Annotated in this window: 17 protein-coding genes; 5 read left to right on the top strand and 12 right to left on the bottom strand. The window is 56.0% G+C overall.

Features of this window, described 5'->3' with window-relative positions:
• Nucleotide 1: 1 nt before the first annotated feature.
• Nucleotides 2–1,819: a tetratricopeptide repeat protein gene (locus DX909_RS03855; RefSeq protein WP_164851187.1), complete on the bottom strand. Its 1,818-nt coding sequence runs from the start codon at nt 1,817–1,819 to the stop codon at nt 2–4.
• 222 nt (nt 1,820–2,041) lie between these two features.
• Nucleotides 2,042–2,161 (bottom strand): 30S ribosomal protein THX, encoded by a 120-nt coding sequence (locus DX909_RS03850; RefSeq protein WP_128543736.1) that lies wholly within the window; start codon nt 2,159–2,161, stop codon nt 2,042–2,044.
• A 209-nt stretch (nt 2,162–2,370) separates the two neighbouring features.
• Here DX909_RS03850 and DX909_RS03845 point away from each other — a divergent pair, with 209 nt between their 5' ends.
• The 3 genes from DX909_RS03845 (at nt 2,371) to DX909_RS03835 (ending at nt 5,488) form a co-directional block, all read left to right on the top strand.
• Nucleotides 2,371–3,210, top strand: coding sequence for an SRPBCC family protein (locus tag DX909_RS03845; RefSeq protein WP_128543734.1), 840 nt, complete (start codon nt 2,371–2,373; stop codon nt 3,208–3,210).
• On the top strand, nt 3,191–4,360 hold the full coding sequence (locus DX909_RS03840; protein WP_128543732.1) for a zinc-dependent alcohol dehydrogenase: 1,170 nt from the start codon (nt 3,191–3,193) through the stop codon (nt 4,358–4,360). Before DX909_RS03845 ends, DX909_RS03840 begins: the two co-directional genes overlap by 20 nt.
• 303 nt (nt 4,361–4,663) lie before the next feature.
• Complete coding sequence (locus tag DX909_RS03835) at nt 4,664–5,488, top strand: sterol desaturase family protein (protein ID WP_128543730.1); 825 nt, start codon at nt 4,664–4,666, stop codon at nt 5,486–5,488.
• 62 nt (nt 5,489–5,550) lie between these two features.
• On the opposite strand, the gene DX909_RS03830 is transcribed toward DX909_RS03835, so the two are convergent.
• Nucleotides 5,551–7,182 (bottom strand): ABC-F family ATP-binding cassette domain-containing protein, encoded by a 1,632-nt coding sequence (locus DX909_RS03830; protein WP_128543728.1) that lies wholly within the window; start codon nt 7,180–7,182, stop codon nt 5,551–5,553.
• A gap of 113 nt (nt 7,183–7,295) precedes the next feature.
• Nucleotides 7,296–7,661, bottom strand: coding sequence for a winged helix-turn-helix transcriptional regulator (locus DX909_RS03825; protein WP_128543726.1), 366 nt, complete (start codon nt 7,659–7,661; stop codon nt 7,296–7,298).
• 117 nt (nt 7,662–7,778) lie between these two features.
• Between DX909_RS03825 and DX909_RS03820 the strand changes: the two genes are divergently transcribed.
• Nucleotides 7,779–8,213, top strand: coding sequence for a DoxX family protein (locus tag DX909_RS03820; RefSeq protein WP_128543724.1), 435 nt, complete (start codon nt 7,779–7,781; stop codon nt 8,211–8,213).
• A 91-nt stretch (nt 8,214–8,304) separates the two neighbouring features.
• On the opposite strand, the gene DX909_RS03815 is transcribed toward DX909_RS03820, so the two are convergent.
• Nucleotides 8,305–9,015, bottom strand: a complete 711-nt coding sequence (locus tag DX909_RS03815) for a head GIN domain-containing protein (protein ID WP_128543722.1) — start codon at nt 9,013–9,015, stop codon at nt 8,305–8,307.
• Nucleotides 9,016–9,290: 275 nt separating this feature from the next.
• On the opposite strand from DX909_RS03815, the gene DX909_RS03810 reads away from it, so the two are divergent.
• On the top strand, nt 9,291–10,025 hold the full coding sequence (locus tag DX909_RS03810; protein ID WP_128543720.1) for an SDR family oxidoreductase: 735 nt from the start codon (nt 9,291–9,293) through the stop codon (nt 10,023–10,025).
• Here DX909_RS03810 and DX909_RS03805 read toward each other — a convergent pair.
• The 7 genes from DX909_RS03805 to DX909_RS03775 all read right to left on the bottom strand — a co-directional run bounded on the left by DX909_RS03805 (nt 10,012) and on the right by DX909_RS03775 (nt 19,906).
• Entirely contained in the window at nt 10,012–11,520 is a 1,509-nt protein-coding gene (locus DX909_RS03805) for an ATP-binding cassette domain-containing protein (RefSeq protein ID WP_128543718.1), read from the bottom strand. The two genes, DX909_RS03810 and DX909_RS03805, sit on opposite strands and share 14 nt — an antisense overlap.
• A gap of 50 nt (nt 11,521–11,570) precedes the next feature.
• Complete coding sequence (locus DX909_RS03800) at nt 11,571–12,236, bottom strand: glycoside hydrolase family 19 protein (protein WP_128543716.1); 666 nt, start codon at nt 12,234–12,236, stop codon at nt 11,571–11,573.
• Nucleotides 12,237–12,348: 112 nt separating this feature from the next.
• Nucleotides 12,349–12,738, bottom strand: a complete 390-nt coding sequence (locus tag DX909_RS03795) for an iron chaperone (RefSeq protein ID WP_128543714.1) — start codon at nt 12,736–12,738, stop codon at nt 12,349–12,351.
• 21 nt (nt 12,739–12,759) lie between these two features.
• Nucleotides 12,760–13,599, bottom strand: a complete 840-nt coding sequence (locus DX909_RS03790; protein ID WP_128543712.1) for a hypothetical protein — start codon at nt 13,597–13,599, stop codon at nt 12,760–12,762.
• Nucleotides 13,600–14,016: 417 nt separating this feature from the next.
• Complete coding sequence (locus DX909_RS03785; RefSeq protein WP_128543710.1) at nt 14,017–15,663, bottom strand: RagB/SusD family nutrient uptake outer membrane protein; 1,647 nt, start codon at nt 15,661–15,663, stop codon at nt 14,017–14,019.
• Nucleotides 15,664–15,676: 13 nt separating this feature from the next.
• Nucleotides 15,677–18,883 carry a SusC/RagA family TonB-linked outer membrane protein gene (locus tag DX909_RS03780; protein ID WP_310589823.1) on the bottom strand — a complete coding sequence of 1,069 codons (3,207 nt, stop codon included), beginning with the start codon at nt 18,881–18,883 and terminating at the stop codon, nt 15,677–15,679.
• A gap of 555 nt (nt 18,884–19,438) precedes the next feature.
• Complete coding sequence (locus DX909_RS03775) at nt 19,439–19,906, bottom strand: nuclear transport factor 2 family protein (protein WP_128543707.1); 468 nt, start codon at nt 19,904–19,906, stop codon at nt 19,439–19,441.
• Nucleotides 19,907–19,974 lie beyond the last annotated feature (68 nt).

Raw genomic sequence — 19,974 nt, 5'->3', positions numbered from 1 at the left:
TTTACCGGTTTAAACGCTCCAGCCGGCTGAGATTCCGCCGGGCCTCCTCATAGTCCGGTTTGAGGGCAAGGGCTTTCCGCAGGTCGGCAACGGCTCCTTTCAGGTCACCCAGATAATACCGGTCGACGCCCCGGTTGTGGAAGGCCGTCGGGTCGTCGGGTTTGAGCAGCAGGAATCGGTCGTAATCATCCCGGGAGGGGCCGTACTGCTTCAACTGCATTCGGGAATAAGCCCGGGCCGCCAGAACGATGGTATCCCGTTCGGGAGCCAGCGTCAGCGCCCGGTCAAAGTCGCGCAGGGCCTCCGTAAAGCGGCCTACCTTGTTCAGGGTCAGCCCCCGGTTGTAAAAGACGTCGCTTTTGGTGGAATCCATGCGAATGGCCTGATCGTAAAGGGCCAGAGCTTTCGGGAAGTCGCCTTTCAGGCCGTACACATTGGCTAATCCTTCATAACAATGATAACGGTTGCTGCCGTTGACCAGGGCGGCTTCAAACTGGGCCTGGGCCTCGTCGATCCGGTTTCGTTTGCCGAAATAGTCGCCCAGGCCCTCCCGGATCTGATCGTTTTCCGGGTAATACCGCAGGGCGTTCGTCCATAAGGTTTCGGTGTTTTTCCAGACCTGAACCTGGCGGGTGGTGAGGTAGAAACACAGGGCCGCAAAGAGCAGAATAGCCGGTTCTCTCCACCGGATGAGCGACGGCCGGTGTCTCCCTTCCGCGAATATTCCGGCGACGATTCCGAAGATCAGGCCGAAATAGGAAAGGTAACTATACCGGTCGGCCATGAGGGCGGCTCCCACGGTCATGAACTGAAGAACCAGGAAGATGGTAACCAGGAAAAATCCGAGGCCGAAACCGAGGAGCCGGTGCCCGGCGGTTTGCGGTTTCAGGATGGCACGCAGGCAAAGAAAGAGGCAGGTCAGGAAAACCACCGGCCCGATCCAGTGCCGGGCCTCGATTTGGGTGACGACTTCCGGGTAGGGGTAAAAGGCCGAGAGTCGGAAAGGGAGCAGGAGTTTGACCAGGTACATCGTGAAGCCGTAGCTGCCGTACACCAGCCAGCGAGCTGCGAACGGTTCCTGGCCGACGGCGTCTTTCTTTTCGGAAATCCGAACCAGCAGACCGTGAAAATCCCCACCGGCCTGCACATCCACGGCAATGAGCCCGAACAGGATGGCTACCGCGAAGAAGGGAAGCTTTTCCAGCAGAGAGTTTACCCCAGGCCGCCCCTGCCACCCGGTTTCTGGACCGGCCTGCATAAAGTCGAGAAGCAGGAGAACTACCGGAAAAACCACGGCCATGGCTTTAGATAAACATGATAGTACAAAAAAAATATAGGTGATGAAAAGAAGAGGATAACCGGCCGGTTTCCCGGCTGCCGGAGCGGACTGGTATTTCAGGTAAGTCAGACAGGCCGAAAGGAAGAAGAAGGTGTACAGCACATCTTTCCGCTCGGAAACCCAGATGACCGATTCGACATGCATGGGATGCAGGCCCCAGATCAGGGCCGTATACAGGCCGACCTGCCGGTTCCGGTGGGAAAGTTGGTAGGCCAGCCCATAGACCAGCCCTGTATTCAGGACGTGAATCAGGGTATTGGTAAGAATGAACGAGGTTGGGCCGGGGCCGAACAGGGCGGAATTGGCCGCTAAGGAAAGCATGGTCAGCGGGTGGAAATTCAGCGCCACCACGGCGTCGAGCAGCGTTCGCAAACGCTGAGGGGTGGGGTTCAGGACATAGGGGTTGCCGAAAACATATTCCGCATCGTCCCAATCCACAAAATCGTTGGAGAAGCCGAACGAGTAGGCGAACAGCACCACAAGGGCCAGAACTGGCAGAGCAAAGGCCGGCCTCCGAAATCGGACCCGGGAAGCCGGTGATGGAACAGATGATTTTATTGATGTTTGTGCAACAGAATTGGAAATCGGCAAGGCGGCTCGATGGGTTCTTAACTTTGCCATAGAACGGAATGATTTTAAGGGAGGCAGGAGAAATCCGTACGAAGCCCCGCGACGGGCGGGGCTTCGTACGGATTCGAGTGGTTATTCGGACTTGACGGCCTTTTCTACTTTGGCTTTGTCGCCTTTGATTCTCCGCCGTTTGACCCCATAGGAGCCCCGCCAGATTTTACCGCGTTTTGATTTAACGTCTCCTTTTCCCATAGCTCAGAAGGATGGATTGAAGTAAAAACACAGGACGATACTATGAAATATTTCAAAGAATATCAATAAACGACAAAAATCCGGGCTGCGTTTCCTGCCCGATCACTCTTTTTTTAAACATCCCGACGGGCTTCCGGTTCAGAAAGAAAGCCCCACCGGCTACCGGTGCCGGGTTAGTGTTGTCCCAACCTTAAACACCAAATGCAGGTATGACAGACAAGAAAAAACCGGTTTCCCAGGTGCTGGGAATCGGCCAGATCGAACCGGAAGTGAGCGGTTCCAGCCGACTGAACGTCGGCTCGACGGAGCGCATCTGGTCGGCGGCCGGAGGAGCGTTTCTGTTGACGTTCGGCCTTCGGCAGGGATCATTGCTGACGGCTCTGGCGGGGGGGTACCTGGCTTACCGGGGAGCCTCGGGCCATTGCCCCATCAGCGAACGGATCGGGCGTAATACGGCAGAAGCCGAAAATCAGGTGCCCGATGCCATCGAAATCTCCAAAAGCCTGACCATCAATCGACCGAGGGAAGAGGTTTACAAGTACTGGCGGCAACTGGAAAATCTGCCCCGGTTCATGTTTCACCTGAAAGAAGTAACTCAAATCGACCCCCGACGTTCGCACTGGGTAGCCAAACTGGCCGATACGAAGCTGGCTTCGGTGCTGGGGAAGGTCGAATGGGAAGCCCGCATCATCGAGGAGGTTGAAAACGAACGGCTCGTCTGGAAATCGGTCGAGGGTGCCCGGATCGACAATGCAGGAGAGGTGCGGTTTGTGGATTCGCCGGACGGCGAGGGAACGGAAATTCACGCCGTCATCCATTACCGGCCGCCGGTCGGGCAATTGGGCGGGGCCATCATGAAGTTGTTCAACCCAACCTTCAAACAGATGATCAAGCAGGACCTCCGGCGGTTCAAGCAACTGATGGAGACCGGCGAAATCGCCACGATCAAAGGCCAGACCTCCGGTCGGCTGAAGGAAAACCAGCCGCTCGACAAACCCTCCTCCGAATACGCATCAACCGACGAAAAGCATGAAGGCCTTATGTTATAACGGCATCGGGGACCTCCGCACCGAGCGCGTTCCCGATCCCGCCATTCTGAATCCGAAGGATGCCATCATCCGGGTCAAACTTTCCTCCGTCTGCGGGTCCGACCTGCACCTGCTCAACGGCTATGTACCTTCCATGCGGGAGGGCGACATCATCGGCCATGAATTCATGGGCGAGGTGGTGGAAGTAGGGTCGGAAGTCAAAAAACTCCGGAAGGGCGACCGGGTTGTGGTCGGGTCGATCATCGGCTGCGGGGAGTGTCATTACTGCAAAAGCCAGGAATGGTCGCTTTGTGACAATTCCAACCCCCACGCCTGGATGCCTGAAAAAGTATACGGCGACGCCACGGCCGGCATCTTCGGTTACTCTCATGCCTTCGGCGGGTATGCCGGTTCCCATGCCGAGTTCATCCGCGTCCCGTTTGCAGACCATGGGGCCTTCGTGATTCCGGAGAATATTACCGATGAGTCGGCGGTATTCGTTTCGGACGCGGTACCGACCGGTTTCATGGCTGCGGACATGGCGAACATCAGGCCGGGCAGCGTGGTGGCGGTCTGGGGCTGCGGAGGGGTAGGCCAGATGGCGATTCAGAGCGCCTTCCTGCTCGGCGCTTCCCGCGTCATCGCCATCGACCGTGAACCGGAGCGGCTGCGGACGGCCCGGGAAATCAGCGGAGCCGAGGTGCTGGACTTCTCGCAGGTGAATATTCAGGAGGCCCTCCGTGAAATGACCGGCGGCCGGGGACCCGACAGCTGCATCGACGCCGTCGGGATGGAAGCCGTCAGCGAGGGGCTGGACTATTACTACGACAAGGCCAAGCAGTTCGTGCGGCTGGAAACCGACCGGCCCATCGTGCTTCGGGAGGCCATCGTGGCCTGCCGGAAAGGGGGCACGGTATCCATCGTGGGTGTTTACGGCGGTCTGATCGACGCCGTTCCGATGGGCGCGGCCATGAATAAGGCGCTGACGTTCCGGATGGGGCAGCAGCACTCGCAGAAATACATTCCGCAGCTGCTGGAACACCTACAAAGCGGGAAACTCGATCCCTCGTTTCTGCTGACGCACCGGATGACGCTCGATCAGGGTATGCTCGGGTACGATATGTTCAACAAGAAGCAGACGATGCGGGTTGTGTTCGAGCCGGCGGCTTGAACCACCCCCCGGCCCCCTCCTTGATAAGGAGGGGGTGCGCGCTGCCACTTTTCAGTCACTGCGAAGCCACCCCTTCCTTGATAAGGAGGGGGCCGGGGGGTGGTCCCTTGTTATTTTTAAGAAGAGGGAGAAGCCTTGCTTCTCCCTCTTCTATTTTAAAACCCTCTCAGAATCAATGCTGTTTCAGAGAGTTAACCCTCTCCTTGACAAGGAGGGGCCGGGGGGTGGTAAAAATTTTCATACGTTCCGTAGGGGGAAGTGCGCTTGCGGCTGTCATTAGGATGAACAGTAAACAACATTCTAATGAATATCCAACAACTGGAGCAGGAATTGCTCCCTCTGATGAACTATGCCACACCGGTCATTCTGGGGTCCGTCCTGATTGAGTTTTTGTTGACCCGCCACGATGACAAGCTCCGGTACCGGGGCCGGGATTTCTGGTCTTCCGTCGGCATCGGGGCCGGAAGTCTGGTCATCAACGGCCTGCTGAAAACGGGGGTCTTTGCCTTCGCCCTGTTTTTTTACGAACTTGTGCCCTGGCGGTTTCCCAAAGTCTGGTGGACCTGGCCGATCGCCTATCTCCTCATCGATTTCTGCAATTATATGGCCCACCGCGTCGCCCATAAGCAGCGGGTCTGGTGGGCCACCCACGTCACCCACCATTCGTCGGAGCACCTGAACTTTACCACTGCCTTCCGGAATTCCTGGACGCAGCACCTGAAACTGCTGTTCTTCATCCCGGCCTGGGCCTCGGGCATCAATCCGGTTATCCTCTTTACCTGTTACCAGATCGACCTGCTGTATCAGTTCTGGATCCACACCGAAGTGATCCGCAAAATGCCGGCCTGGTTCGAGTTTATATTCGTGACGCCTTCGCACCATCGCGTACATCATGGCAGCAACCCGCGTTTCATCGACAAGAATTTCGGCTCCTCGCTGATCATTTGGGACCGGTTGCTGGGTACGTTTCAGGAAGAGGACGAGGTGCCGGTCTACGGCCTGACCAAGCCCGTCGAATCCTACAATCCCGTGTATCTGAATTTTCATGTCTGGGTCGAAATCGGCCGGGATCTTCGCAAAGCCCGGTCGTTCCGGCAGGTCCGGGAGACGCTGTTCGGCCCTCCCTGACCCAGGGCGAAAACAAAAAAGCCGCCTGATTCAGGCGGCTTTTTTGTTTTTTAAATATTGAATCAGGCGACGGCCTGGTAGAGGGCTTCGCGCTGGGCCTTGACCCGTTCGTCGGTCAGGTAATCGTCGTAGCTCATCAGTTTGTCGAGGTGACCCGCCGGGCTGATCTCGATGATCCGGTTGGCCACCGTCTGCACGAACTGGTGGTCGTGGGAGGTAAACAGGATCGGCCCTTTAAAGTCGATCATCCCGTTGTTGAGCGAGGTGATGGATTCCAGGTCGAGGTGGTTGGTCGGTTCGTCCATCACTAGCAGGTTGGCTCCCGAGAGCATCACTTTAGACAGCATGCAGCGGACTTTCTCGCCCCCGGACAATACCGTTGCCTTCTTCAGCGACTCTTCGCCGGAGAACAGCATACGGCCCAGGAAACCACGGATGAAACTTTCATCCTTTTCGGCGGAATACTGCCGCAGCCAGTCGACGAGGTTGAGGTCGGTCTGGAAGAATTTGTCGCGGCCGGTGTCGTTCGGGAAATAGGAAGGCGTGATGGTCACTCCCCATTTGAAGGTTCCGGAGTCGGCTTTCCGGTCGCCCATCAGAATGTCGAAAAGAGCGGTCACGGCCAGTCCGTCGCGGCTGAAAAAGAAAATCTTATCCCCCTTCTGCATCGAGAAGGAGAGGTTGTCGAACAGTTTGACGCCGTCTTCACCCGTATAGCTCAGGTTTTCGACCATCAGGATCTGGTCGCCCGGATCCCGTTCCGGCTTGAAGTTGACGTACGGGTATTTCCGCGACGACGGCTGAATGTCGTCGATGGTCAGCTTTTCGAGCAGTTTCTGGCGGGAGGTAGCCTGCTTCGATTTGGAAGCGTTGGCCGAGAAGCGCCGGATGAATTCCTCGAGTTCCTTCCGTTTGTCCTCTACCCGTTTGTTCTGATCCTGACGCTGTTTCAGGGCCAGCTGGCTGGATTCATACCAGAAGGAATAGTTACCGGTATAAAACCGGACCTTGCCGAAATCGATGTCGACGATGTGAGTACAGACCTGATCGAGAAAGTGGCGGTCGTGGGAGACGACGATTACCGTATTCCTGAAATTGGCCAGGAAGTTTTCCAGCCAGATGCTGGATTCCACGTCGAGGTTGTTCGTCGGTTCATCCAGCAGCAGAATGTCCGGATTCCCGAAAAGGGCCTGAGCCAGGAGGACCCGTACTTTTTCCGAACCGTTCAGGTCAGCCATGAGGCTGTAGTGCATGTCTTCCTGGATGCCCAGGCCGCTCAGGAGCGAGGCCGCATCGGATTCGGCATCCCAGCCGTTCATTTCGGCAAATTCGGCTTCCAGCTCGGCGGCCCGTTCCCCGTCGGCGTCGGTGAAATCGGTTTTGGCATACAGCGCATCCTTTTCCTGCATGATGGCATACAGGCGCTCGTTGCCCATGATCACCGTTTGCAGCACCGGAAACTCGTCGAAGGCAAACTGGTTCTGTTTCAGAACCGAAAGGCGTTCGCCCGGGCTGATGCTGACCGTACCGGTCTGGGCGTCGATTTCCCCGGATAGAATTTTCAGAAAAGTGGACTTCCCCGCGCCGTTCGCGCCGATGACGCCGTAGCAGTTGCCCGGGGTGAATTTTATATTGACGTCTTCGAAAAGGGTCCGTTTGCCGTAGCGGAGCGAGACGTTTTGTACCGTAATCATTCAGTTTCTCTTTTGTCGAATCGGCCGGCTTTCCGGCTTGGGGGCAAAGGTACGAAAAATCGGAGAGAAAGGGCGGTTTTTGCTGGAATTTAGGGAGTTCAGGGCCTTTCTGTTCAGACCGGCAGCGCTTCCGTCAGGATGCGACGGCGGTGTTCCAGCCCCCAGTTTTCCAGGGCCGTCAGCACGGGCTGGAGGGAGCGGCCGTAGTCGGTCAGCGAATACTCCACCGTCACGGGGGTCGTGTCGTGAACGGTGCGTTTCACCAGCCGGTTCATCTCCAGTTCCTTTAATTCCTTGGACAGCATCCGGGCGGTAATGCCGTCCACTTCCCGCTGCATTTCGCGGAAGCGTTTATTGCCCAGCAGGAGCGACACCAGGATCTGGAGTTTCCATTTTCCGCTCAGAATGTCCAGGGCGTCCCGGATGGGAAGCAGATGTCTCCGGCATTCCGGATTGCTCATCGTGTGGTTTAAGGTCATGGGAAGGTCGGTATAGAATTGGATACTGGTATACTTTAGGAAACCGGTTACAAATGTATACCAATTTGTGATAGGTTTGTTTCGTCAACTGAGTTTTTTACCTAAAGGAAAAAGGATATGAAGTATTTGCCAGTCGCAGGCCGGGTGTTGTTCACCCCCCTGTTTCTCGGGGCGGGTTTCGCCCACTTTGCCAAAGAACCGATTCAGCACGCGGCCGCGTCGGGGGTGCCGATGGCCGACCTCCTCGTACCGGTCTCCGGCGTGCTGGCCCTGATCGGCGGTTTCAGCATACTGCTGGGCTATAAGGCGCGCTGGGGGGCCTGGGCCATCGTAGCATTCATGCTCCCGGTTACGTTCATGATGCACCCGTTCTGGGCGTTCACGGATCCGATGCAGCACCAGATTCATCAGGTCATGTTCATGAAAAATATCACCATCACCGGCGCGGCCCTCCTGATCGCCTATTTCGGTGCCGGGCCGGTCAGCCTCGATGCCCGTAAAAAGGCCCGCTTCGAGGGCGAACCGGAAAAGTTGGCCCGTTCGGTGGTATAATTTCCGACCAGACGTCAAACCAACAAAAAACCGCAGCCGAACCCGGCTGCGGTTTTTTGTTGATTACGTCGTTCCAAACCTACTTTTTCGCTTATTTCCGTTCGATTTTGCTGGCCCCGGAAGATTTCTGGTTTACGTTTTTCGGGTCGCCCTGGTACCGGATATGGCTGGCACCGCTGGCTTCGGCCGTCAGTGACCGGGATGCCGTGATTTCGGCGTCGCTGGCCCCGGAGGCATTGATATCCGCCGATTCGGCCGTAAAAGGGAACGCCCGCAGGTTCGAACCGCCGGAAATCTCCGCGATCAGCTGCGTGCCGGACCCATTCAGATTCAGATCCGACCCGCCCGAAACCCGGATGTTGGTGCGGGCGGCCTGAACCTGCCAGTCGCCGTCGGAGCCGCCGGAGAGCTCGATGTCCAGTTCCTGAAGATTTTGAAAGCCGGAAACGTCCGAATCCGAGCCGCCCGAGAAGTTGGCGCCCCGCAGCGTCGGCATCGTGATGGTAAAGGAAGTGCCGTATTTGCGGTTGCGCTGGTTACGGTAGCGGGCCACCAGCGTGTGGTTGGTAACATAAACGTCCAGATCTTCAAGATTGCGCTGGTCTCCTTTGGCGTCGATACTGAAATCGTTGCCCTGGCGGACGGTGATGTTCATTCCGCTGCCCATTTCAAGGCGGTCGAAGTTGGCCAGGTTAAACGTCCGCTGCCCATCCTGCTGGGGGCCGACGTCTTCACGGTTGCAGCTGGTCAGGACCGCTGCGGAGGCAAAAAGAAAGGTAACAAAAAACAAAAAGCGTTTCATCGTATTTGTTGTTTATGGAGCATTGATTCGACCGCAAAGTTGGACTCTTTCGGTGTGCCTATCAAAAAGAATCGTACTGAAATCGCCTTTTCTGAACCTGAACGGTGCTATTTGCCGACTAATGGGATTTTTCGGTATCCCTCCATCCAGTCTTTTTCCGGCATGCCGCTTTTACCCCAACCCCTGAAAGGGAGTTTATCCGGTAAAGCAAAACATGCGTAGCAAAGCCACCCTAAAGAGGGTTGGGGAATTAATACTTAAAACAACCAGATAGTATGCAGACCAGTGGAAATACGATGTTAATTACGGGTGGGACCTCCGGAATCGGCCTTGGGTTCGCCCTCGAATTTTTAAAAAGAGGCAACACGGTCATCATTTGCGGCCGCCGGGAAGACCGGCTGGAAGCCATCCGAAAAGAGAACCCGGAAATCGTTACCCGGGTGTGCGACGTAGCCGATGCCTCTCAGCGGGAGAACCTGTGCCGCTGGATTATGCTGGAATATCCCCGGACCAACGTACTGATCAACAATGCCGGGATTCAGCTGGCTACCCGGCTGACGGATCCCGTGCCGCTGGATCGGGTCCGGTCGGAAGTCGAAATCAATTTCATCGCACCTGTGCACCTGTCCTCGATGCTGTCCCATCAGCTGGCCTCCCAGCCCCAGGCGGCCATCATCAATATAACTTCCGGTCTGGCCTTTGCGCCCTTAGCCCATATGCCGGTTTACTGTGCCACCAAGGCCGCCCTGCATTCCCTGACGTTGTCGATGCGGTATCAGTTCCGGCATACGCCCGTGCAGGTGTTTGAAATCATTCCGCCTTCCGTCGATACCGAACTGGGCCATGACATGCGGGAAGACAAAAGCCAATCCCACGGCGGGATGCCCATCAAGGACTTCCTGCGGGACGCGATGACCGCCCTTGAAAACGACATGCTGGAAGCGCCCGTCGGGCCATCGGTCAACCTCCGCGCGAAACGGGAGGAAATGTTTCCGATCATGAACCGGTAACTTCTACCGTTCCCACCCCCTCGTTCAGCCGCAGGACGTTCGTTACGCAACGCGGAATTTCGTCCGGATAATGGGAGACGTAGAGCAGCGTGCGGTCGGAGGTGCGGCAAAGTTCGTCGATCAGGTCCCGAAACCGGTTCATATGGGCCGGGTCCAGATTCTGGCAGGGCTCGTCCAGGACCAGCAGGGGAGGGTTTTTCACCAGAGCCCGGGCCAGCAGCACCCAGCGCTGCTCCCCAGTCGAAAGCTGATCCAGTCGTTTGTTACGCAGAGGCTGGAGCCGCAGCAGGGCCAGCATAAAATCCGTCTGTTCGGCCTGGTCCGGGGAAAGTTTCCGGAAAAGGCCGCTCGTATCGAACAGACCGGACGCCACCACCTTCCAGACCGGCTGCTCTCTCGGGAAATAAAGGTGAAGCTCGGGGGAGACGAAGCCGATGTTCTGTTTGATGTCCCAGATGCTCTCCCCGCTGCCCCGCCGGCGGTCGAACAGGGAATAGTCGTTGCGGTAGCCCTGCGGGTTATCGGCCGTAATCAGGCTGAGCAGGGTCGATTTACCCGATCCGTTCGGACCCAGCACGGCCCATTTTTCACCACGTCGTACCGCCCAGTTCAGGGCTTTGAGCACCTCCTTTTCGCCGTAGCGGACCGAAACGCTGCGCATCTCCACCGCCTGGTCGAAAGGGGCCGGGGGCAGGTGGAGCCACCGGGGCAGCAGATCCGGATCGGTCAGCATTTCCGGGGCGGCCTCCGCCGGCGCCGGCCGGTCGGCTTTCGGACCCTGCCAGACCATTTCGCCGTTTTCCAGTTCCGCGACGTGAGTGATGCAATCGGGTATTTCCTGCGGGGAGGTCACCAGAACGAGGGCCGTTCCTTCCCGGGCAATGCGATTCAGCGTCTGGTGCAGACGGTCACGGCTTTGGGTATCCAGCCCGCCGAAAGGATGGTCGAGCAACAGAACCCTGGGCCGACGCAGCAGCGACCGCGCCAGCAGCGTCCGGCGGGTTTCCCCATTGGACAGGGAAGTCAGCTTCCGGCCCAGCAGGTGAGTAATCTGAACCCATTCCGCCACATCGGCCAGCCATTCTTCCGGGTAAGCCGGCGGGGCCAGGGAGACGGAATGCTCATCGACGGTGCCGGGCGGGCGAACCTGATTCTGAAGAACTTCCCAAACGGTAGGCGCTTCGTCGGCCGCGTCGGCATTGAAACGCTGCTGGTAAAACCGGGCGGACGAGGCCACGTTGCGGTCGAAACCGTAGTCGTTGGCGACCCGCTCCACCGTTTCACGAAGAACCCCCACCGGGTGAGAAAACCGGCCCGTCAGAACCGGCAGGCGGCCCGCCAGAGCATCGAGGAAGGTGCTTTTCCCTGAACCGGTCGCCCCCAGGACGGCCCAGTTTTCGCCGGGCAGGAGCGACCAGTTCAGGTGATTCAGCACAAAACCGGAAGGCCGTCGCAGGGCGGTATCTTCCAGTTGAAGGAAGGGGATTGAATGCATTTCCGGGAACGCGAAAGGTCAATTCGGTGCCAAAGATGGTACCGAATTTTTTATTTCGCAGGGGCCGGCTCCAATTTTCGGATCGGGATAACGCGGGGAGCGGGTTTTTCTTTGGCTGCCAGTAATACTTCATCGAAACGGCGGGCCAGGTCGGCAATGGTCTGCGCCTTATCCTGTCCATTGATGATGAACCGGGCCCTTTCGTATTCCGGCGGAAAACCGTCCCGGATGAAATTGTCGAGCTTTTTGCCGGTAAACCAGCCGCCTTTCATGCCCTGGACGGCAATGCGGTAGGCCAGGTCGGGTTTTTCGGCCAGTTCCGGATTTTCCAGCAGATCGACGTGCAGGAATTTTCCGGCCCGTTCATAATTGGCACGGCCGGTCAGCTGCACATATCCCCGGCCATGAAAGCGGGCGCCGTCGCCGGGAAGGGTGTTGCCGAGCATCTTTCCCACTTTGGTTTCGGGGCCGTACCGTTTGTTGAAATGGTCGGTGGTTCCAATTTCGTCGATGGGGCGCATCGTGTGGGCGGTTTCCCACTTGAAGGTTGCCAGACAATAAGCCAGTTGCCGACGGTCTTTTTCGGAATCGGTAAAGCGGTCGTCCTGCTCGATCTGGGCGAGCAGGAATTCGAGGGCATCTACCAGCGGCTGGGTCAGCGGACCGAAGCGGGCGCGGTAGGTATCGAAAAATTTCTTACGATTGAAGGTAAGCATGGCAGTGGAGGAAGTTGGTTAGTAAATAGCTGTGTCTCAGCTTGGCTACCCTAAGTTACGGATTTACGGGAATGACCGATGGACCATTTACTGAACGGCAAACCTCCTTCCGTTACTTCTTTTTCCCGGCCTTTTGGCTCGCTTTCAGCTGATTTTCCCGAAGCCGGTATTCTACCATTTTCCGGATCAGATCGAGCGGCAGGGGCTGGTCGGCAGGAAAGCGGGCCGAGCCTTTTCCGCCGAAGTAAGGAGCCAGTTCCTCTTTGAATGCCTCGATGCCGGAAGGAGCCGGGTAGAGTCCGATGTGGTTCTGGTAAGCCGCAAAATGGACCAGAACGCCGTCCTGCCGGAAGGTGGGCATCTTGTAGCTGATGACCTCCTCCGCGTCGGGGGCAGCTTCGCGGACGGTGGTCCGGATGGCTTCCAGCCGGGTCCGGATGTCCTCGGGAAATTGACGGATGTATTCGTCGATGGTCGTAGGGACGGTTTCCTGGTTCTGCATGGCCGGATCGGGGTTTGGGGTTTAGGAAATGGGGGAGTTATTGAAGGGGGAAGATAAATAACCTTCGGGTAACAACAACAGCATCATCACCTCTTTTTCATGCCGGATTTCGGATTCTGTAGCCTGACTGATATAGATGGAGGAGGGCGGTTCGGCCTTGGAATAGTAGGTCGCCAGAAGACCGGATTGGACGGCTTCCCATTCGGAAAGCACAAATTTTATGGAAGAATACACTTCCTCAATATAGCCGGAAAGGTCAATTTTTAAAGCTTCTATTGCCTCCTGAAGGACTTGGTCCTTTCTGGAAAGAAACCGGCTGTTGGGAAGGATAAAGTTAACTTTATGCCGGGTCAGGTCTGCCTTCAGTTTATTGGGTTGGTACGTGAGTGAATGGCGGGAGTGGAATCGGATAAGATCCTTTTCCACGATTTTAAGTTGTTGTTCATACTCCAATCGGACGCTGCCGAGTTTGGTCTGAACCGGCTCGGAATGGTTCCGGTACAGCAATGGGTTGTTTTTTAGCGTGGGGAGGATGGTTTCAGTAACGTAGGCCAGGTTATCTGTCTCAAATTTTAATAGAGCTAAAAATTGTTGATCTTCGTTTTTAAGTTGCTCAATCTGATTAAGTTGAGATTCAAAATGAAACTTCTTTAACCGGTTCAATTGGTCTTTCTTCAGAATAGTGGTTAAAAAATTTACTTCGGCACTGATTGATTCCCAGAAAGTGCCGCTATCGGCTTCTTCATCGATTTCAATTTGTTGAAAGGCCAGAAGAAGTTCTGCCTGCCGGTTGTTCAGTCTCAAAGCCTGGTATTCATGGCGGATTCTGGCGATATGCCAGGCGATTTCTTCCTTGTCCACTACGGGTTATGAGTTAGATATTGGTTTTACCCGGAACACCCCCCTTCGGGGGAATGGGGGCTTTTGACTGCACGAAAAGGCTCCCTTCAGGAGGTTTGGAGGAAACGTTTTTGCCAGTCCGCCCGGTTTGTTATCCCGACGCAGGAGGGATCTTGTGGCTGAATGACCTATCTGAACGAGTACCGAAGCACAGGATCCCTCGTTCCTCGGGATGACAAAACCGGCTGGATGAAAAATCGGTTGTGATCAAAGAGGGCCTCCCCAAACAAATTTTGAAGAAGCACATCCAACATAGCCAAGCTTCTATCAAGAAGTTCAAAGTAAATATTGTACGTACAAATATATTCTTTTCTGAACTCCGCCAATAAAAAAGGAGCCTGCGGTGAAACAGGCTCCTTTTTTAAGATGAGATTGGGCTTATCTCGGGTTCTTCACCGGCGCACTGCCGTCACCCGGTTTGTTGTAAGCCAGCTCGTTATCGGGAACGTCCCAGTAATCCAGGAAGTTATAATTTATCGTCGCCTTCGTGTTCACTTTCCCGGTCTTGTCGACTACCACGGCGTTCTTGCGGCCGCCCCCTTTAGCGACGTCCTCGATCACCCCCCAGCGACGGGCGTCGTAGAACGAGAGGCCCCGGAAGGCCAGCACGATCCGGCGCTCGCTGCGGAGTTCTTCTTTGGCGGCTTCCAGCGCGAGGCCGGTTCCGGCCACGGCCGGCAGACCGGCGCCCTGCATCGTTCGGATGGCGTCGATGATTTTCAAACCGCCTTCGACGTCGCCGGTGTAGAGTTTAGCCTCGGCTTTCATCAGTTCATTTTCCTCGTAGGTGGACGCCAGATACAGTTCATACTGCCCGACGGACTTGCTGCTCATGACGATCACACCGGCCTGACCGGAACCCCCGTCGAGCAGGTCGTAGCGCGTATTGAAGGCGTTGCCGCGGTCGCTGTTCCCGATCCAGGGCGTAGCCCGTTTGCGGAAGTTGTTGACCAGCCGTTTGTCGGCCGGTTTGAAATCCTGAATCAGACGTTCGCTGACCTTGTAGGTAATCCCACCGCCCGCATCACCCGTCGCTTTCGGGGCGACGGCACCGTTGGCGGCCGCCAGAAAATCCCCATTATCATTTGAGCGACCGGTAAACACATTATCGGAAGCCGTCAGGCCGGCGTTGGTCAGCGTCAGAACCTGCTGCCACTGGGCCGCCGTCATGTTTTTCACCGGGGTGTTGGCCAGGAGGTTGCGGGCTTTCATGGTGCTGATGCCGCGCTTCCACATATCCGGCGTCGGTACCCGGCCTTTTCCGACCTGGTTGAAGGTCGGGATCAGCTGGTTCATGACGGTGGTGTAGTCGGCGGTATTGCTGATGGCCGACAGCGCCTGGGTCGCCTTGTCGAAGCTGGCATTCGACTCCTCGATGATCTTTTCCTTCGTGACGTAGGTATTGTTGGTTCCGGTACCGGCGTTGTTGATCAGCCCGGCGTAATAGATCGAGCCGATGCGGGCGTAGGCGTATCCTTTCCACCAGTGAGCCCAGGCCTGAAGGGTGGCCTTTTTCGTGGCGGCATCGCCGGTGAAAGCCGCCTTGTCGGCCAGCTCCAGCACGCTGTTCATCGAGCTGTTGAGCGCATACATATACGCCCATTCGTAATAGAGCGTATTTTGACCCGCGTTGGCGTTCTGGTTGATCTCCCGGATCATGGCCACCTGCTCCTTCGGCGAGTTCGGGTTCAGCACCTTCGTGCCGTCGTCCAGGATCACGTAGTCCGGGCAGCCGATCTGGTTCAGAAACTGGTTGGCCGCTTCGACGCCGATCACGTCGGCCATGATCTCATGGAAACCGATGGCGCCGGTCCAGAAATACCCGGAAACCCCGTCATAGGGATACTTGTACTGCTGAAACCCGTTGACGTACACGCCCCCCTGGGCCAGGGCAATGACCCCGCTTTCCGAATTGGCGCTCGCGGTGGTCGGCTGGTTGGGGTTCTTTACGTCCAGCTGCTCCTTGCAGGCGGAAAATACGCCGATCGAAAGGGCAGTAGTAAGAAAAAATAGGGTTCGTTTCATGTTGATGATTCGGTTAGAAGCCAATGTTGACGGTCGCCTGGTACGAGCGGTAGTTCGGCATGGTGTTGTGGTCGGTCCCCCGGTCGAAGGCCGAACCGTTGGTGCCGGAGCTGATTTCGGGGTCGAAGCCGGTATACTTGGTCCAGGTCAGCAGGTTCCGGCCGGAAAGCACCAGCTGCACCCGTTTGGTGGCCGGAATCCGGATCACTTTGCCCAGGTCGAAGCCGATGGCGATGTTACGCAGGCGCACGAACGAGGCATCTTCGTAGAAGTAATTCTTGGTACCGTTCCGCTGCCGTTCGGCATATACCCCGCGGTAGAAAGCCGTCCAGGCCGCCGTTTCGCCGTTGATACTGAACGCTTTGTCGTAATCGCCGTGAATACCGTCGCGATACATCCACTCTTTGGTCTGGTTGTACAGGTGGCTTCCGTTTACCCAGTCGAACTGGAAAGAAAGCGTCAGGAAGTTTCTGTATGACAGATCGTTGATGAACGACATCAGGAATTTCGGGTTCGGGTCGCCGAAGCTGTACAGTCTCGGGGTGAAGTAGGGGGCTTTGGTCGTTTTGTTGACGACCCAGCCGTTGCCGGCCACTTCGTAGTTCGCCTGCTGGTCCGGGGAAATGTACGGCTGTCCGTCCGGGCCCTTGGCGTTTACATCATGGATGGCGACGTTCCCATACAGCTGCCCGATCTTTTCACCGGCTTTCAGGACGTAATTGGTACTCCCGGCATTGGAAATGATGACGATCTCCTGGTTATCCTTCACACTCAGAATTTTGGAAGTCTGTTTACCAAAGTTGGTCGTCAGGTTCCAGGTCAGGCCCTTGCTGCGGAACACCGTGGCGTTCAGAGAAGCCTGGAAGCCGTTGGAACCCAGCGAGAAGGCGTTGTCGAGCAGAGTCCCCGAGCCGGAGGAGGGAGCAACGTCCACCTTATAGATGGCGTTTTTCGTTTTCCGGTCCCAGTAGGTGGCCGACAACTGGAGGCTGCTCAGCCAGTCGGTGCCGCGGAGCGGGGTGAACACCATGTCTGCCCCGACTTCCAGTTCTTCGGAAACCTCCACGTTCAGGTCCGGGTTTTTCTGGTTCGAGGGATAATAGAAGGCGTTGCTGTTTCCGAGGGTCTTCGTGCCGAGGGTCACGTAACGGTCGAACGGTCTCGGCTGAATCCCGGCCTGGCCGTAGGCGGCCCGCAGTTTCAGCTCGGGAAAAATGCCGCTGATGGACGAGTTTTCCCAGAATTTAAAGGCCGACAACCGGAAGTAGGCATCTCCGCGCGGGAACGTGAACGGTTTCGAACCCTGGCCGAAAGCCGAGGAATAGTCGGAACGAAAACCGCCCGAAATCCCGGCGATGTCGCCGAACTCAATCCGCTGGTTCACCAGGAAGCCATAGGTCACGAACGGGAAGGCGTAATCACCACCGCCCTCGATGATGTTGATCGAGTTGATGGTCGAGTTCAGCAGTTGGTCCTCGGAAGGTACCTTGAAAGCGCTGGCCTGGCTGGCGTTGAAAGGCGTGTAGGTCGGCAGGCCGGTGGCGTAGGTGATGTACTGCCGGTCGTTGCGTTTCCGCCAGTCGAACGACACCTGGGTGGCGGTCCGGATGGGGATTTTGGAATTGAAGTCCTGCTGCCAGTCGGTCTGGAAGGTGGCCGTCGCCAGGAAGTTCTGGAAGGTTTTGTTATAACTGTAGTTGTCGATTTCACCCGTCAGGTCACCGCTGGGGCCGATGTTGTTCAGCGAGTTGTTCGTGTAAACGGCGTTGCGGTTTTTCGACTGGTTGGCAAACGTGTAAATCAGCTCCTGCCGCTGGTAGTTGATGCCGTATTTGGCGTCGAGTTCAACGAATTTCGCGAATTTATAATTGAGGTTGAGGCTCTGGATCACGTCGATCTTGTCGTCGTTCGTGTTCCAGTACTGGCTGTAGTAATCCGGATTGAAGTGGTTCACGCCAATAGCGTCGCCAAAATAGATCGGTGCGTTGCCGTCCGGGTCGCGGTACGAGAAATCGGCGAACGGGCGGGCATTATTGACGCTGTACATGATAAGCCGGTCGAGGCTGCGGATGGTATTTTTGGTATAGGCCAGCTGCGTGGTCGTCCGGAAAGTGAGGCCCTTGAACACCTCGAACCCGATGTTGGTCGTCAGGTTCGTACGGTTGAATGCTCCGTTGTTGATGATGTTGCTCGTCTGGTGGTTGTTGGAAGCCGATACCAGAAAGTCGAGTTTATCCTTGCCGCCCGATACCGCGATGCTGTTGTTGGTCGTATAGGCCGGCTGGAAAAAATAATCGTAGTGGTCGTAATACTTGAGGTTGGCGTTATACGGTTTATCGTTTTTCACCGTCGGGTCCGTGCTGTTCCAGATGACATTTTCGCTGTAGGTGCTCGTCGCTTCATCGAAAACGATGGGTTTGCCCGACGAACCGACCACATTGTTACTGGCGTCGGTGGCAAAGCCGTGGAAGCGGGCCTTATGCACGTCCCCGATGTTCAGGTAGGTATTCTGAGCCACACTGGACGAAATGTCGATGTTCAACTGGCCGGATTTCCCTTTTTTGGTGAAAAGCTGGATGACCCCATTGGCGCCCTGCGCACCGTAGATGGTGGCGGCCGCGGCCCCCTGCACCACTTCGACGCGCTCGATGGTGTTGAGGTCGATGGTGTTGAGGTTGGTAGCGGCCATCTGCACCCCGTCGATCAGGATCATCGGCTGCGTGCCCCGGTTGATCGTGTTGATTCCGCGAAGCAGGATGTTGATGTCCGCGCCGGGCGTACCGCTCGTGCTGGAGATCTGGGCACCGGCGATTTTCCCGACCAGGGCCTGATCCACGGAGGCCGAGGGAGCCGCCGGTAATTTGGCGGCCGAAATGGATTCGACGGAAATACCCAGTTTCCGTTTATCGGTAGCTACCCCGACCCCGGTCACCACGATTTCGGCAAGCTGGCGCGTGTCGGAGGCCAGCCGGGCATTTATCACCGACTGATTGCCGACGGAAATTTCCAGGGGGGTCATGCCTACAAAGCTGAATACCAGCGTGGCCTCGTTTCCGACCTGGATCGAATATTCACCGTTCGAATCGGTGTTGGTTCCGCGGGTGGTTCCTTTTACCGCCACCGATACGCCCGGCAGCGCCACCCCGTCTTCTGTGGAAGTTACACGGCCCGTAACTTTCCTGTCCTGAGCGAAAGCGACTACCCAGGATGAGTATACCATAAGTATACTCATAAGTACACGTTTGATCATAAACTTGAAGTTTTTGATGAATGTTACTAATGGTTTGCATTTTTATAATTTTAAACCAAACGCAATAAACAATAAAAATTGGCAAAAAATGAAACGTATGAAATATAATGTTTGATGAAGAGTTTTAAAATCAGAATAATATTCTGCCGATTAACCTAATTTGAGGTATGCTTTAATTGGAGTTAAAGAAGGGGTCGATCCGGATTTCTTTCTTTTTTAAACTGCAGGAAATACCTGCCTCCCGAATTCGCTGATTATCAGATTGCTAAGTAGATACCGGAAAGATAAGTATCAGAAAGAAATAACTAACCCAAATCGGGTGATTTTTTGGTATTATTACTTAGTTCAATTCGGGGGAGACAAGAGGGATACCGGCTATACCTAAAAGGAAGCCGGATGGGAAGGATTTTATAACCTTCTCATTTCAAGGGCAATGAAACTGAGTTCATTCGGAAGGATGGGGGAGGAGGACATTAGAAATGGGTGATCCTCCCGTCCCATGAAAATAAAGCGGATTTCCGCCGTTCAGAACGGATTCTGTAATATAAAAGCGTTCCAGTCGAGCGGAGATTCGTAGAAATATTCCCGCCAGTTGCCGATCAGTCCATCCCGAATCCGGACGCTGACCATGCCGTGAATGGTGTTGCCGCTCGACAGCGTGAACTCGCCGGAGCCGATCTGAGTCTGCTCATCGAAGGCCAGGTGGTGCCAGGTCATTTTCATGAGGGTCGGTCGCCCTTTTATCCCGCCGAAATAGTCGAAGATCTTATGGCGACCCCGGAAGTTTTTCCGGTTGGGCGGCTCCGTATACAGGGCGTCCAGGGCAAAACAGTCCGCGGCCTTATAGGCGTTGTTCTCGTTCAGACCGGCCGCCAGAGTCTGCATCAGACGAACGAATTCCGTTCGGGTAATCGGCTTCCGGCTGATGGTCTGGGCCTGGCCGGTAAATGGGCCGAAGCAGCCCAGCAGGAGGATCAGAAAAAGTTTCCGCATAGAATCAGGATTCGTTCCGAACCCGCTTCCTACAACGCTGACCCGGCCGGATTTCGTCCCCGCCCCAA

It is taken from the genome of Larkinella soli (assembly GCF_003703975.1).
Taxonomy (GTDB): domain Bacteria; phylum Bacteroidota; class Bacteroidia; order Cytophagales; family Spirosomataceae; genus Larkinella; species Larkinella soli.
Note: the sequence above shows the minus strand (reverse complement) of the source record. Positions and strands in the feature narration are given on the sequence as shown.

What these genes read in the sequence shown, in the direction of transcription:
- DX909_RS03785 (WP_128543710.1), bottom strand. Translation starts at nt 15,663, where the DNA reads ATGAAACGAACCCTATTTTTTCTTACTACTGCCCTTTCGATCGGCGTA.
- DX909_RS03780 (WP_310589823.1), bottom strand. Translation starts at nt 18,883, where the DNA reads ATGGTATACTCATCCTGGGTAGTCGCTTTCGCTCAGGACAGGAAAGTT.
- DX909_RS03835 (WP_128543730.1), top strand. Translation starts at nt 4,664, where the DNA reads ATGAATATCCAACAACTGGAGCAGGAATTGCTCCCTCTGATGAACTAT.
- DX909_RS03840 (WP_128543732.1), top strand. Translation starts at nt 3,191, where the DNA reads ATGAAGGCCTTATGTTATAACGGCATCGGGGACCTCCGCACCGAGCGC.
- DX909_RS03810 (WP_128543720.1), top strand. Translation starts at nt 9,291, where the DNA reads ATGCAGACCAGTGGAAATACGATGTTAATTACGGGTGGGACCTCCGGA.
- DX909_RS03850 (WP_128543736.1), bottom strand. Translation starts at nt 2,161, where the DNA reads ATGGGAAAAGGAGACGTTAAATCAAAACGCGGTAAAATCTGGCGGGGC.
- DX909_RS03805 (WP_128543718.1), bottom strand. Translation starts at nt 11,520, where the DNA reads ATGCATTCAATCCCCTTCCTTCAACTGGAAGATACCGCCCTGCGACGG.
- DX909_RS03845 (WP_128543734.1), top strand. Translation starts at nt 2,371, where the DNA reads ATGACAGACAAGAAAAAACCGGTTTCCCAGGTGCTGGGAATCGGCCAG.
- DX909_RS03795 (WP_128543714.1), bottom strand. Translation starts at nt 12,738, where the DNA reads ATGCAGAACCAGGAAACCGTCCCTACGACCATCGACGAATACATCCGT.
- DX909_RS03815 (WP_128543722.1), bottom strand. Translation starts at nt 9,015, where the DNA reads ATGAAACGCTTTTTGTTTTTTGTTACCTTTCTTTTTGCCTCCGCAGCG.
- DX909_RS03820 (WP_128543724.1), top strand. Translation starts at nt 7,779, where the DNA reads ATGAAGTATTTGCCAGTCGCAGGCCGGGTGTTGTTCACCCCCCTGTTT.
- DX909_RS03830 (WP_128543728.1), bottom strand. Translation starts at nt 7,182, where the DNA reads ATGATTACGGTACAAAACGTCTCGCTCCGCTACGGCAAACGGACCCTT.
- DX909_RS03775 (WP_128543707.1), bottom strand. Translation starts at nt 19,906, where the DNA reads ATGCGGAAACTTTTTCTGATCCTCCTGCTGGGCTGCTTCGGCCCATTT.
- DX909_RS03800 (WP_128543716.1), bottom strand. Translation starts at nt 12,236, where the DNA reads ATGCTTACCTTCAATCGTAAGAAATTTTTCGATACCTACCGCGCCCGC.
- DX909_RS03825 (WP_128543726.1), bottom strand. Translation starts at nt 7,661, where the DNA reads ATGACCTTAAACCACACGATGAGCAATCCGGAATGCCGGAGACATCTG.